Source organism: Streptomyces milbemycinicus, assembly GCF_002154605.1.
Classification (GTDB): Bacteria; Actinomycetota; Actinomycetes; order Streptomycetales; family Streptomycetaceae; genus Streptomyces; species Streptomyces milbemycinicus.
The window spans coordinates 28,984-42,537 of record NZ_MUNE01000762.1; the positions used below are offsets into that span (position 1 = coordinate 28,984).

The following is a 13,554-nucleotide window of genomic DNA, read 5'->3' on the forward strand; positions in this document are numbered from 1 at the left end:
ACATGCTCAACTTCCGCGCCCCTGGCGGCGTCAGGGACGGGCCGGGTGCGACGATGAGGGCGTCATGGAAGCGGGCCTCGTACTGCGGGCGCTGCGAACCGCGGTGTTCGCAGCGGTCTGCGTGCTGCTCGCGGCGCTCGGCCACGCCCTGATGTCGGGGGCCGCCGTCCCATGGTGGGTGATCGGCGCCGCCTTGCCGGTCACCTGCGGCGCGGCCTGGTGCCTGACGGGGCGCGAGCGCGGGCCGCTGGCCGTCATCGCCGCGACCGTGGGGGCGCAGACCGCGCTGCACGTCGCGTTCATGCTCGCGCAGGGCGCCATGGCCGGTGCCATGACCGGTGCCGGTGCTGGTGCCGGCACGACGCCGATGCGCATGCCCATGCCGATGTCGTCGTCGATGCCTTCGATGCCGTCCATGTCGGTGTCCGAGCATGCCCACCACATGGCCCATGCCCATGACGCCATGGCGGCGCCGCTGCCCGGGGGGCAGGGGTACGGCGCGCTCGGCATGTGGTCCGCGCACCTGCTGGCCGCCCTGCTGTGCGGAATGTGGCTCTCCGGCGGCGAACAGGCCGCGTTCCGGCTGGTGCGGACCCTGGCCGTCGGCCTCTTCGCGCCCCTGCTGACCCTGCTGTACGACGCCCCGCGCGCGCCCACGCGGCCCTGCGTACGCCCCGTGCGCCACGGCGGCCCTCAGCGGCTACGACGGCTGCTGCTCGCCCATGTCATCGCCACCCGTGGTCCACCGCCCGGAGCCGCCGTCCTGTGACGGACGGCGGCCGACCAGGCCCACCACATCACCGGACCGCTCACCGGGCCGTCCGGACTCCAGGAAGGACCGCAGGCGATGACCCCTGCCCGTACCCCGGCACCCTCGCCGGTACCCCCGCTCGCACGGTCACGGCCCGTCGAGACCGGCCGCGAGCTCCCGCAGCCGCCGCGCCCGCTCGCCCCAGCGGCGGCACTCCGGGCACTCCAGCAGATGGGCGTCGAGCACCGCGTCCGGGACCTCCGGCGGCGGCGCCTCGCCGTCGACACGGGCCGACACGGCGACCCGGAACTGAGCACAGCACACCCCCACATGGTCCCCGATGCCGCGGAGGGCCGCGATGCCTGACCGCACTGACCGCACTGACCGCACTGACCGCGACGACGAGACCCTGACCTCCTGGGCGCTCGCCGCGCGCGGCGGCGACCCCGAGGCCGTGGACCGCTTCGTACGTGCCACCCGGCGCGATGTGTGGCGCTACGTCCACCGGCTCAGCGACGACCCGCACGCGGCCGACGACCTCGTCCAGGAGACCTATCTGCGCGCGCTGCGCGGACTGCCCCGCTTCGAGGGCAGATCCTCGGCGCGCACCTGGCTGCTGTCGATCGCCCGCCGGGCGGTCGTGGACCGGCTGCGCCGCAACGCGGCCAGGCCGCGCGCCGCCGACACCGACGACTGGCAGGCGGCGGCCGAGCGGGCCCAGCGCCGGGCGGCGCCGGACACCGGCTTCGACGAGGGGGTGGCCCTGACCCAGTTGCTCGCCCTGCTGCCGTACGACCGGCGCGAGGTCTTCGTCCTCACCCAGCTGCTCGGGCTGCCGTACGCCGAGGCCGCGCTCGTCGTCGGCTGTCCGGTGGGCACGGTCCGCTCGCGGGTCGCCCGTGCGCGCGAGGCGCTGATCGAGCAGCTGGCGACGGCGGAGCGGGCCGGCCGTTCTGGCAGGCCCGCCCGCCTCGGGGTGCCCGAGCCGGTGGGCACCCGCTAGCCGGGTGGGCCGGGGACGTGCTCCAGGACGAGCACCGCCGCGTCGTCCTGGAGCCGCCCCTTCGTATGGGCGTCCAGATCCTTCCTCAGCTGCCGCAGCAGTTCGGGGGTCGGCAGCGACGCCCAGCCGCTCAGGCGGTCGGCCAGGGGGTAGAACTCCCCGGCGGGACAGCGCGCCTCGGTCACCCCGTCCGTGCAGGCCAGCACCCGGGTGTCCGGCTGGATCGGGATCTGCTGGACGGGGCGCGGGGCGCCCGTCAGATCGCCGAGGCCGAGCGGCAGACCGGGCTCCGCCGACTCCAGCTCGCTGACCGTGCCGTCGGCGTGGAGCAGATACGGCTGGACGTGCCCGCAGTCGATCATCACGATGCGGGCCGGATTGTCCCGCTCCACCCCGAACACCAGGGCCGTCACAAACCGCTCCTCCTCGCTCCCGTTCCGCTCCCGCGCATGCGAGGAGTTGTAGCGGCGCAGCCCCACCTCCATGGCGTCCACCCCGCCGCTCAGGCTCCGCAGGTGGTACGCGGCCTCCCGGAACGCGGTCAGCACCGCCGCCCCCGCCCCGAGGGTGCGCAGCCCCTTGCCCTGCACATCGCCGATCACCACCCGGGCCCCGTACGGAGTGTCGACGACCTCGTAGATGTCGCCGCCCACCAGCGCGCCCTGCTGTGAGGAGACATAGAAGCCGTCCACGACCACGTCGCCGCTGCGCAGCGGGAGCTCGCGCAGCAGGGCGCGCTGTGCCGCCTCCCCGGTGGCGCGGACCTGGGCCAGCAGCTCTTCGCGGTCCCGCAGCAGACGCGCGACGGCGATGCTGGCACCGACCATGAGGGTGTTGCCCAGGACCGAGGCGACGCGGTTGAGCGGGACCAGGCTGTCGGGGATCACGCCGTGGGTGATGGCCATGACGACGAGGTCGAGCAGGCCGAGCACCAGCGTCTGGCGGTAGGTGCAGAAGGCGGCGGCGAGGAGCGGGGCCAGCGCGGCGAAGACGTCCAGGCGGAACGAGCGGGGGGTGATGGAGTCGACGAGGACGATCAGCGCCAGATAGACGAGCAGCACGGCGAAGACGCGGTTGGCGTATGCGCGAATGCGCTCCCTCCAGGGCACCGGTACCTCCGCCTCCAGATCGGGACGGTCTCAAGACTCGCACGCTGCCCCGTGCCCCAGCCAGCGGGACAGGGACCCGGAAAAAGGGAGGGTGGGGAGCCGGCAATCCGGCTCCCCACCCCGCGCCCCCGATCGGGAGCGGTCAGCTGATGAGGGTCAGCTGATGGACTTGATCAGCTCGCCGTTCGACGTGTCGCCGCTGAGCTCCCAGAAGAAGGTGCCGCCCAGGCCCTGCTGCTGCTTGTAGCTCATCTTCCCGGCGATCGTGGAGGGCGTGTCGTAGCTCCACCACTGGCTGCCGCAGTGTGCGTACGCGGTCCCCGCGACCGTGCCGGTCGCCGGGCAGGAGTTCTTGAGCACCTTGTAGTCCTCGATGCCCGCCTCGTACGTGCCGGGGGCCGCGCCGCTGGCCGTCCCGCCGGGGGCGTCCTGGCTGACGCCGGTCCAGCCGCGCCCGTAGAAGCCGATGCCCAGCAGCAGCTTCGAGGCCGGGATGCCGAGGCCCTTGAGCTTGGTGATGGTGGCGTCGGTGTTGAAGCCCTGCTGCGGGATGCCGTTGTAGGAGGTCAGGGGGGAGTGCGGGGCGGTCGGGCCCTGGGCCGCCCAGGCCCCGAAGAAGTCGTAGGTCATGGGGTTGTACCAGTCCACGTACTGCGCGGCGCCGGCGTAGTCGGCGGCGTCTATCTTGCCGCCGGAGGAGGCGTCCGCGGTGATGGCGGCCGTCACCAGGTTGGAGCTGCCGAACTTGGCGCGCAGCGCGGACATCACGTTCTTGAAGGCGTCCCTGCCGCTGGTGTCACAGGTGTTGCCGCAGGCGTTGGGGTACTCCCAGTCGATGTCGATCCCGTCGAAGACATCGGCCCAGCGCGGGTCCTCGACCAGGTCGTAGCAGGACTGGGCGAACGCGGCGGGGTTCTTGGCGGCCTCGCCGAACCCGGAGGACCAGGTCCAGCCGCCGAAGGACCAGATCACCTTCAGGTTCGGGTGCAGCTTCTTGAGCTTGCGCAGCTGGTTGAAGTTGCCGCGCAGCGCGCCGTTGTCCCAGGTGTCGGCGACGCCGTCGACGCTGCTCGCCGCGTCGTACGCCTTGTCGTAGTCGGCGTACGCGTCGCCGATGGCGCACTTGCCGCCGGTGACATTGCCGAAGGCGTAGTTGATGTGGGTGAGCTTGGCGGCTGACCCGGAGGTCTCGATGTTCTTGACGTGGTAGTTGCGCTGGTAGATGCCCCATTCGGTGAAGTAGCCGACCACCTTGCTGCCCGCGGCGGCCTTGGAGGCGGCCTTGGAAGCGACCTTGGAGGTGGCGTTGGCGGCCTGCGCGGCCTTGGTGTGGGGTTCGCCGGCGGCGGCCGGGCCGGCGAGCGTCGTGGCGGCCAGGACCGCCGTACACAGCGCCGCGAGGGCGGCGAGCAGTCCGCGAAGTCCGCGAGGTCTGCGCATGGATTCTCCTCCGTGGGGGTGAGGGGAAGTGGTGCTCTGACGACTTGCCCATGACTTGACATGCACGCGTAGGGCACGGTGGGAGCACCGTAGAAGGACTAGACCAGTGAGGTCAATGGTTTGGACCAATGTGCTCGCCGTTCGCGGAACTTGGTTGAAGATCCACCGACCGGTGACGCAGGGCCCCGGATCGGGCATACTCCAACCGCCACGGCGCAGGTCACGCCCCCTTCGCAACCCGAGGGAAGCGTCTCCGACCGCCCGGCAGCACCCCAGACGGCCCGCCGCCGCCACCCCCGGCGTCGCGCCGCCGCCGCACCTCCCCCGACAGGGGAAGAGGGAACCAGGGACGGAAGAGGGAGAGGAGAGCGCCGCCATGACCGACCAGCGACCGCAGCCGGTGGAGCGTGAGCTGCCCACCGAAGAGGCCCACGATCTGATCTCACTCGTCCGCGAGCTGATCGAGCGGGAGATCAGGCCGAACGCAGCCGAAGAGGAGGCCGCCGGACGCTTCCCGCGCGAGCTGTTCGCCCTGTTGTCCCGGTCCGGGCTGCTGGGTCTTGTGTACCCGGAGGAGTTCGGCGGCGGCGACCAGCCGTACGAGGTCTATCTCCAGGTCCTGGAGGAGCTGGCCGCGGCCCGGCTGACCGTCGGCCTCGGCGTCAGCGTGCACACCCTCGCCTGCCACGCCCTCGCCCACTACGGCAGCAAGGACCAGATCGCCGAGCACCTGCCCGCGATGCTGGGCGGCGGGCTGCTGGGCGCGTACTGCCTGTCCGAACCCTCCTCCGGCTCCGACGCGGCCGGGCTCACCACCCGCGCCGCCCGCGAGGGCGACGGCTGGACCCTGACCGGCTCCAAGGCCTGGATCACCCACGGCGGCATCGCCGACTTCTACACCGTCATGACCCGCACCGGGCCCGACCGCACCCGGGGCATCACCGCGTTCCTGGTCCCCGGTGACGCCTCCGGCCTCTCCGCCGCCGCGCCCGAGCGCAAGATGGGCATGAAGGGCTCGCCCACCGCGCAGATCCACCTCGAAGACGTCCATGTGCCCGACGCCCGCCGCATCGGCGAGGAGGGCCAGGGCTTCGCCATAGCGCTCTCGGCCCTCGACGCGGGCCGCCTCGGCATCGCCGCGTGCTCGATCGGCCTCGCCCAGGCGGCACTGGACGAGGCGGTCGCCTACACCGCCCAGCGGCGGCAGTTCGGCCACCCCGTGGCCGACTTCCAGGGGCTGCGTTTCATGCTCGCCGACATGGCCACCCAGATCGAGGCCGGCCGCGCCCTCTACCTCGCGGCCGCGCGGCTGCGCGACGCGGGCAGGCCGTTCTCCAAGCAGGCGGCGATGGCCAAGCTGTTCTGCACCGACACCGCCATGAAGGTCACCACGGACGCCGTCCAGCTGCTGGGCGGCTACGGCTACACCGCGGACTTCCCGGTCGAGCGCTATATGCGGGAGGCCAAGGTGCTGCAGATCGTGGAGGGCACCAACCAGATCCAGCGAGTCGTGATCGCCCGCCATCTCGCGGGTCCGGAGAGTCGCTGAGGAGGCGCCGATGACGGCGGAGGCGTCGTTGACGTGCTGACGTGCTGACGTATTGAAGCTCACGCTGATGGGGGCGCGGCGCGCCGGGCCCCCTCACTGAGCGGCCGGTGTCAGACCCGGGACGTCCGCGGGCGGCGGCGCAGACCCGGCATCCGGATCGGCTGCGACCCGGGGCCGCCGATGTGCGAGAACGGCTGCATCCGCCAGTCCAGCGTCTCCGGCAGCGTCAGCAGTATCGCCACGTCCTGCTCCGACGCGTCCAGCGACGCGTCGGCGGCGGAGGCGTCCTTCACCCCCCGCCCCGTGCCGGGGCACACCGTGAGCCCGAACGGGTTCCACGGGGACGGGCACAGCGCGTGCTCGGGCAGCACGTCCTCGTCCGCGAGCAGGGCGATCGGACGAGCGCAGTCCGGGCAGACGACCCGGAAGATCTCGTAAGTCTCGTCCGTATCGATGTCGCCTTCTTCGAGGCGCTCCAAATAGGGCATGAGTTTCCCCCTCGGGTGGGCGGGCCGGGCGCGTCGGCCTCGGCCTGGTCAGGCGCGTCGCGCCTCGACCACAGCAAGCATTTCCCGCCGCACTACGCGGGTAATCGTGGCACTCCCCGGGACTGGGGCGAATGTATGTGGTGTTCGTCACATGCCCGCTGCAGATGCTGCGAACATGGGCGTATGTCCCACGGGTGTCCACAGGGGAAACGCCGACTGGGCCGGACCGCCTCCGACCGCATAGGGTGACGGGCTGTGGAGGAGTTGGACAGACAGATCGTGGAACTGCTCGTCAAGGACGGGCGGATGAGCTACACCGACCTGGGCAAGGCCACCGGCCTGTCCACGTCGGCGGTGCATCAGCGCGTGCGCCGGCTCGAACAGCGGGGGGTCATCCGCGGCTACGCGGCCGTCGTGGACCCGGAGGCCGTCGGCCTGCCACTGACCGCGTTCATCTCCGTCAAACCCTTCGACCCCAGCGCGCCCGACGACATCGCCGAGCGGCTGGCCGAGGTGCCCGAGATCGAGGCGTGCCACAGCGTGGCGGGCGATGAGAACTACATCCTCAAAGTGCGCGTCGCCGCGCCGCTGGAGCTGGAGAACCTGCTCAGCCGGATCCGCTCGCTGGCCGGGGTCTCCACCCGGACCACCGTCGTGCTGTCCACGCCCTACGAGGCGCGCCCGCCCCGCGTGTGAACGCCCCTCGCGGTCGGCCGACCCCTGGTGCCTCTCGGCTCCGCCGAGGGGCGAGACTGAGGGGCGTACCGCACGCACGCGTACCGCACGCACGCCCGATCCGACCCCGCGAGGCAGCCCGCCGTGAACGACCCCACATCCGCCCAGGCCGAAGGCCGCACCGTTCTGCTGCGCGGCGGCGAGGTCCACAGCCCCGCCGACCCGTTCGCCACCGCCATGGTGGTCGAGCGGGGCACCGTCGCCTGGGTCGGCTCGGAGGGCGCCGCGGACAGCTTCGCCGACGGTGTGGACGAGGTCGTCCACCTTGACGGAGCGCTGGTCACCCCCGCGTTCACCGACGCGCATGTGCACACCACCGCCACCGGACTCGCCCTCACCGGCCTCGACCTCGCGGGCGCCCGCACGCTCGCGGACGCGCTCGGCCGCGTGCGCGCGTACGCGGGGGCCCACCCCGACGACCGGATCCTGCTCGGCCATGGCTGGGACGCCAGCGGCTGGCCCGAGGGGCGGCCCCCCACCCGCGCCGAGCTCGACGAGGCCGCCGGCGGCCGCCCGCTGTACCTCACCCGTATCGATGTGCACTCCGCCGTCGTCACCACCGCCCTGCTCGGCCTGGTCCCGGGCGTCGCCGAGCTGCCCGGATTCCATCGCGACGCACCGCTGACCGGCGCCGCCCACCACGCCGTACGCGCCGCCGCCCGCGCCGCCGTGACCGCCCGGCAGCGCGCCGACGCCCAGCGCGCCGCCCTCGCCCGCGCCGCCTCCCTCGGCATCGGCTCGGTCCATGAGTGCGCGGGCCCCGATATCTCCGCCGAGGACGACCTCACCGGGCTGCTGCGGCTGGCCGCCGAGGAGCCGGGCCCGCGCGTCTTCGGCTACTGGGCGGAGGCCGCCGCGAGCGCCGCCGACCTGGACAAGGTGCGCGAGCTGGGCGCCCTCGGCGCGGCGGGCGACCTCTTCGTCGACGGCTCGCTCGGCTCCCACACCGCGCATCTGCACGAGCCGTACGCCGACGCCCCGCACACCGGCACCGCCCACCTGGACGCTGCCGCCGTCGCCGCCCATGTCATCGCCTGTACCGAGGCCGGGCTGCAGGCCGGCTTCCACGCCATCGGCGACGCCGCCGTGACCACCGTCGTGGAGGGCGTACGGGCTGCCGCCGACAAGGTCGGCCTCGCCCGCGTCCGCGCCGCCCGCCACCGCGTCGAGCACGCCGAAATGCTCACCCCCGAGACCATCGCGGCCTTCGCCGAACTCGGCCTCACCGCCTCCGTCCAGCCCGCCTTCGACGCCGCCTGGGGCGGCGAGACGGGCATGTACGCGCAGCGGCTCGGCCCGGAGCGGGCCCGTACCCTCAACCCCTTCGCCGCGCTGCTGCGCGCCGGCGTGCCCCTGGCGCTCGGCTCCGACAGCCCGGTCACCCCGCTCGACCCCTGGGGCACCGTCCGCGCCGCCGCCTTCCACCGCACCCCCGAGCACCGCGTCTCCGCCCGCGCCGCCTTCACCGCGCACACCCGCGGCGGCTGGCGGGCGATCGGGCGTGACGACGCGGGCGTCCTGGTGCCCGGCGCGCCCGCCGACTACGCGGTCTGGCGCACCGGTGAGCTCGTCGTACAAGTGCCCGACACGCGGGTCGCCGACTGGTCGACCGATCCGCGCTCGGGGACTCCGGGGCTGCCCGACCTCACACCCGGCGGCCAACTCCCCGTCTGCGTGCGCACGGTGGTCGCCGGGCGGACCGTCCACCTCCGGCCGGACGAGTGACGCACGGCCGTGTCGTACCGCCGAACGATGCTCCCCCGGCTTGTCGTGGTAGCTGAACACAGTCCGTACTGACCTGCTCATTTGGGGAAACTACGCAGGTCGTGCCGGTGTTGACAGGGTGCGGTCGGCGGCCGGTAGGTTCGGCCGAGTCCACCACAGGACGTCCGACCGGGGAATCTCCACGCAGTCGTCGAACGCCGCTGGGCCATGGGGTGGCGTGCCGACCGGTGCGCCACCGCTGGGAGCCAGGTCCAGCGCACGGGGGCGAGGGAGGGATCGCCGGGTCGGCAGGTGCGACCCGGGAGGGGCCCGGACGCTCAGTAGACAACGGCTCTCGGTCGATCCGCAGCCAGCGGGTCCCAGGCCGGCCCGAAGGGCGCCGGGCCCCGATCCGCACCCCTGATGTGCCCACAGCGCACTCACCACGCCCTCGTGGCGCGTTCATACCGCCCTCATATCGCTCTCATGGCGCCCTCGTGACAGCCTGGGAACCAGCCTGTCCGCCTGAGCGTTCCGCACCTCGGGACACATATTCGAGCCCCGCGTTATACGGTCACCTCACCACAGCACGACTTGCAGGAAGGCAGCACGTGCAATCGGGTACCGAAACCAACGCCGAGGCCGGCCCCCGGGGCGCGGCCGACGACCGACCGGGGGAGCAGCGGCCGGAGTCCGCCGCCGCGCCTGCCACGGCCGACACCGAGGCTCCGGCGCGCGACGCCGGGGCCCCGGCCGAGGCACGCCCCGGCCGGATGCGCCGGCTGGGCCGGCTCGCCCGCCGCGAGGCGCGACGCAGCGCCATTGCGGCCGTATTCGGTCTCGCGCTCGGCCTCGCCTTCCCGCCGTACGGGCTCTGGCCGCTGTCCCTGGTCTCCGTGGCGGCCCTGAGCCTGCTCACCCACGGTCGTACGGCCCGGCAGGGCGCCTGGACCGGCTTCGCGATGGCGGTGCCGTTCTTCATAATCCTGCTGAAGTGGCTGCATGTCGTGGGCTGGGACGCGACGGTGGGCCTCGCGATCCTCCAGGCGCTCTACTTCCTCCCGCTGGGCGCGGCCCTCGCCCTGACCTCCCGGCTTCCGGTGCCCTGGCTGCGGCCCCTGTGGGCGGCCTGCCTGTGGATCGCCGAGGAGTGGGCCCGCGGCCGGGTGCCGTTCGGCGGCTTCACCTGGGGCCGGCTGGCCTTCGCCAACACCGGGTCGCCCTTCACGCCGCTCGCCGCGCTCGGCGGCGCGCCGCTGGTCAGCTTTGCCGTCGCCCTGACGGGCACGCTGCTGGCCGCCGCGGCCCTGGCCCTGTACGGCATGCGCGGCGGCATCCCGCGGCCGCGCGCCGCGCTGGCAGCCGGCGGGTCGGTCGCCGTGGCCGCGGCCGTGACCGTGGCCGGGTTCGCCGTGCCGATCCCCACGGCCGCCGACGACGCGGTGGACATCGCGATCGTCCAGGGCAACGTCCAGAAGCCCGGTATGGACTTCCTGGGCCGCCCGATGAAGATCCTCAACAACCACGTCAACGCCACGATCGAGCTGGCCAAGGACGTGAAGGCCGGCCGGATCAAAAAGCCCGACCTGGTGATTTGGCCGGAAAACGCCTCCGACCTCGACCCGTTCCAGTATCGGGAGGCGTACGCGCGGATCGACGAGGCCGTGAAGGCGATCGATGTGCCGGTCCTCGTCGGCGCCCTGGTCGACCACCCCACCAAGCAGGGCTATGTGCTGAACCAGGGCATCGTCTGGGACCCCAAGACCGGCCCCGGCGCCTCCTACACCAAGCAGCACCCGGTGCCTTTCGGCGAGTACGTCCCCTTCCGCGAGCAGCTTTCCAAGATCATCACCCGGTTCAAGCGGGTCCCGCGCGACTTCTACCCCGGTGACCACACCGGGGTGCTGAAGGTCGGCCCGGCCCGGCTCGGCGATGTGATCTGCTTCGAGGTCGCGTACGACGGGATCGTCCGGGACACGGTCAACGCGGGCGCCCGCATGATCGTCGTCCAGACGAACAACGCCACGTACGGCCGCACCGGCCAGCCCGAACAGCAGCTGGCCATGGGCCGGCTGCGGGCCATCGAGCACGGCCGCACGGTGGTCACCGCAGCCACCAGCGGCATCAGCGCGGTCGTCGCGCCCGATGGCACGATCGAGCAGCGGACGAAAGAATTCACGCAAGATGTGCTCACCGCGCGCGTCCCGCTGCGCGATGGCAAGACTGTCGCCGACCGCGTCGGTGCGACCCCCGAGTGGGTGCTCGCTATGGTGGGCGTTCTCTCCTGTGCGGCTGCGATCATGATTGGCCGTCGGGGACGTATGGACGAGAAAGGGCAGTAAACCGTGAGCGACGCACGCGAGGCCGACGAGCCGCGCCACACCTCGGACGCCGCAGATTCGCCTCGCGACGGGGCCGTGGCCGACGGGGCCGTGGCGGATGGAGCCGTGGCCGACGGGGCCGTGGCGGATGGAGCCGTGTCCGACGGGGCCGTGGCGGACGGCGACGGCGGGCGGCGGAAGTACGGTCCGCTCGGCAAGGTCCTGGTGATCATCCCGACCTACAACGAGGCGGAGAACGTCAAGCCGATCGTCGCCCGGGTGCGGGAATCCGTGCCCGAGGCGCATGTGCTCGTCGCCGACGACAACAGCCCGGACGGCACCGGCAAGGTCGCGGACGAGATCGCGGCCGAGGACGACCACGTGCGGGTGCTGCACCGCAAGGGCAAGGAGGGCCTGGGCGCCGCCTACCTCGCCGGGTTCCGCTGGGGCATCGAGCACGGCTACGGCGTACTGGTCGAGATGGACGCCGACGGCTCGCATCAGCCCGAGGAGCTGCCCCGGCTGCTGACCGCGCTCAAGGGCGCCGACCTGGTGATCGGCTCGCGCTGGGTGCCCGGCGGCCGCATCGTCAACTGGCCCAAGCGGCGGGAGTACCTTTCGCGCGGCGCCAGCACCTACTCCCGGATCCTGCTGGATGTCCCGATCCGCGATGTGACGGCCGGCTTCCGCGCCTTCCGCAAGGAGACCCTGGAAGGGCTTGGCATGGACGCGGTCGCCTCCCAGGGCTACTGCTTCCAGATCGACATGGCCTGGCGCGCGGTCAAGGCGGGCTTCCATGTCATCGAGGTCCCCGTGACGTTCGTCGAGCGTGAGCGGGGCGACAGCAAGATGAGCCGGGACATCGTCACCGAGGCGTTCTGGCGGGTCGCCACCTGGGGTGTGAGTTCCCGGGCGAACAAGCTGCTGGGGCGCGACCCCTCCTGAGCGGCCCCGGATCTCTCCGCGGAGATCTTTGGCCCCCGGGGCCCGGCTACGCCGCCGGGCCGGGCACACTTGGAGCATGATGACCGGCCCGTCGCAGCAGACCGACCCGACCCGCCCCAGGCGCTCCCGCCTCCGCACCTTCCTGCCGCTGGGGATCGCGGCCTGGCTGGTGCTGGAGATCTGGCTGCTGACCGTGGTGGCGGAGGCCGCCGGCGGGTTCACTGTCTTGTCGCTGTTGCTCGCCGGAGTGGTGGTCGGCGCGGCCGTGATCAAGCGTGCCGGCCGCCGGGCCTGGCAGAACCTCTCCCGGTCCATGCAGCCGGGCGCCGCGCCGCAGGATCCGGCGGCGGGGACGGGCAGCAGCTTCACGATGCTCGGCGGGCTGCTGCTGATGATTCCCGGCCTGATCTCGGATGTGGCCGCGCTGGTGTGTCTGTTCCCGCCGACGCGCGCGCTGCTGCGCGGCCGGGCGGAGGCGCTGCTCACGCGCCGGGTCGGATATGTGCCCGGGCCGATGGGCGGCGGCTTCGGGCCGGGGCCGGGCTCCGGCCAGGACCGGATGCGCCACCCCGACGGCAAGGTCATCCAGGGCGAGGTCATACGGGACGACGAGGACCCGCATTCGGCGCGCAGGGACTGATGCGCCGCCGCTCCGGACCCGTCCCGGTAAGCCCCGTCCCGTTACGTGGGGTCGACAAGGGCCGGGGCCACTGCTCGGCAGTGGCCCCGGCCCTTGATATGTCGTCGCTGTTGTCGCTGTCGGTTGCCGTCGTGTGATCAGGCAGACTTACGGGTGTCGCGCGGATGCACAGCGATGTTCATAGCGCCGGAGCGCAGTACGGCCAGCCGCTCGGCCAGCACCTCCTCGAGCTCTTCACGGGTGCGCCGCTCCATGAGCATGTCCCAGTGCGTGCGCGCCGGCTTGGCCTTCTTCTCCTCAGGACCGTCGCCGTCCACCAGGAGTGCTACGGCACCACATGCCTTGCACTCCCACTCCGGCGGGATCTCCGCCTCTACCGAGAACGGCATCTCGAATCGATGTCCGTTCTGGCATGCGTACTCCACCGCCTGGCGCGGGGCCAGATCGATGCCGCGGTCGGTCTCGTAGCTGGTCACCACGAGTCGCGTGCCGCGGAGAGCTCGCTCACTCATGAATCGTGCCTCCCGGGCTTGTCGCCCACAGGACAGGTGTCGCTGTCGTCGTCATCCGGTCAACGTCCGGTCGGCGGTGAAGATTCCCGTACTGGGACATGCGTCGCCCGTCGTGCCGCCAGATTGTTCTACCCACAGGCGCCCGGTTTGTCACATCTGGCAGCAGATGTCACCCAGCGTTTCTGGTACTTTAGCGCGCAGTAACGGTCCGCCTTGTGAGCCGAGGGCGTACACTACCGCTCCACACCCGCGAGGGCTAAATCCGGTCATGTGTCGGCGTCTGTGTTGTTTGCGTTTGTTGCGTTTTCTGTGTTTGTCGCGGTTCGCCCTGTGCGACGACCGGCGAGCGCTCGCCGG

Annotated in this window: 13 protein-coding genes; 8 read left to right on the forward strand and 5 right to left on the reverse strand. The window is 72.2% G+C overall.

What is annotated here, in order from left to right:
- Positions 1–64: 64 nt before the first annotated feature.
- Positions 65–769, forward strand: a complete 705-nt coding sequence (locus CCN51_RS45570; RefSeq protein WP_014174908.1) for a hypothetical protein — start codon at positions 65–67, stop codon at positions 767–769.
- A 129-nt stretch (positions 770–898) separates the two neighbouring features.
- On the opposite strand, the gene CCN51_RS45575 is transcribed toward CCN51_RS45570, so the two are convergent.
- Positions 899–1,123, reverse strand: coding sequence for a zf-HC2 domain-containing protein (locus tag CCN51_RS45575; RefSeq protein WP_014174907.1), 225 nt, complete (start codon positions 1,121–1,123; stop codon positions 899–901).
- Here CCN51_RS45575 and CCN51_RS45580 point away from each other — a divergent pair.
- On the forward strand, positions 1,110–1,754 hold the full coding sequence (locus tag CCN51_RS45580; RefSeq protein ID WP_014174906.1) for a sigma-70 family RNA polymerase sigma factor: 645 nt from the start codon (positions 1,110–1,112) through the stop codon (positions 1,752–1,754). The genes CCN51_RS45575 and CCN51_RS45580 overlap by 14 nt on opposite strands.
- Here the strand turns inward: CCN51_RS45580 and CCN51_RS45585 are convergent.
- Both CCN51_RS45585 and CCN51_RS45590 read right to left on the reverse strand, forming a co-directional pair.
- Complete coding sequence (locus CCN51_RS45585; RefSeq protein WP_014174905.1) at positions 1,751–2,863, reverse strand: PP2C family protein-serine/threonine phosphatase; 1,113 nt, start codon at positions 2,861–2,863, stop codon at positions 1,751–1,753. The genes CCN51_RS45580 and CCN51_RS45585 overlap by 4 nt on opposite strands.
- A 156-nt stretch (positions 2,864–3,019) precedes the next feature.
- Positions 3,020–4,303: a glycoside hydrolase family 18 protein gene (locus CCN51_RS45590; RefSeq protein ID WP_014174904.1), complete on the reverse strand. Its 1,284-nt coding sequence runs from the start codon at positions 4,301–4,303 to the stop codon at positions 3,020–3,022.
- A 376-nt stretch (positions 4,304–4,679) separates the two neighbouring features.
- Between CCN51_RS45590 and CCN51_RS45595 the strand changes: the two genes are divergently transcribed.
- Positions 4,680–5,852, forward strand: coding sequence for an acyl-CoA dehydrogenase family protein (locus CCN51_RS45595; protein ID WP_014174903.1), 1,173 nt, complete (start codon positions 4,680–4,682; stop codon positions 5,850–5,852).
- Between the two features lie 110 nt (positions 5,853–5,962).
- Here CCN51_RS45595 and CCN51_RS45600 read toward each other — a convergent pair whose 3' ends face one another.
- On the reverse strand, positions 5,963–6,340 hold the full coding sequence (locus tag CCN51_RS45600; protein WP_014174902.1) for a hypothetical protein: 378 nt from the start codon (positions 6,338–6,340) through the stop codon (positions 5,963–5,965).
- A 255-nt stretch (positions 6,341–6,595) separates the two neighbouring features.
- On the opposite strand from CCN51_RS45600, the gene CCN51_RS45605 reads away from it, so the two are divergent.
- From CCN51_RS45605 to fxsA, 5 genes are all read left to right on the forward strand, one after another.
- Complete coding sequence (locus tag CCN51_RS45605; RefSeq protein WP_014174901.1) at positions 6,596–7,036, forward strand: Lrp/AsnC family transcriptional regulator; 441 nt, start codon at positions 6,596–6,598, stop codon at positions 7,034–7,036.
- 123 nt (positions 7,037–7,159) lie between these two features.
- Entirely contained in the window at positions 7,160–8,800 is a 1,641-nt protein-coding gene (locus tag CCN51_RS45610) for an amidohydrolase (protein WP_014174900.1), read from the forward strand.
- Between the two features lie 590 nt (positions 8,801–9,390).
- On the forward strand, positions 9,391–11,121 hold the full coding sequence (lnt, locus tag CCN51_RS45615; protein WP_014174899.1) for an apolipoprotein N-acyltransferase: 1,731 nt from the start codon (positions 9,391–9,393) through the stop codon (positions 11,119–11,121).
- Between the two features lie 150 nt (positions 11,122–11,271).
- Positions 11,272–12,045 (forward strand): polyprenol monophosphomannose synthase, encoded by a 774-nt coding sequence (locus CCN51_RS45620; protein WP_043489538.1) that lies wholly within the window; start codon positions 11,272–11,274, stop codon positions 12,043–12,045.
- Positions 12,046–12,124: 79 nt separating this feature from the next.
- The gene (gene fxsA, locus CCN51_RS45625; RefSeq protein ID WP_014174897.1) at positions 12,125–12,685 is read left to right on the forward strand and encodes an FxsA family membrane protein; all 561 of its coding nucleotides are present in this window, start codon (positions 12,125–12,127) and stop codon (positions 12,683–12,685) included.
- A gap of 137 nt (positions 12,686–12,822) precedes the next feature.
- Here the strand turns inward: fxsA and CCN51_RS45630 are convergent, their stop codons facing one another.
- On the reverse strand, positions 12,823–13,197 hold the full coding sequence (locus CCN51_RS45630; RefSeq protein ID WP_043486392.1) for an RNA polymerase-binding protein RbpA: 375 nt from the start codon (positions 13,195–13,197) through the stop codon (positions 12,823–12,825).
- Positions 13,198–13,554 lie beyond the last annotated feature (357 nt).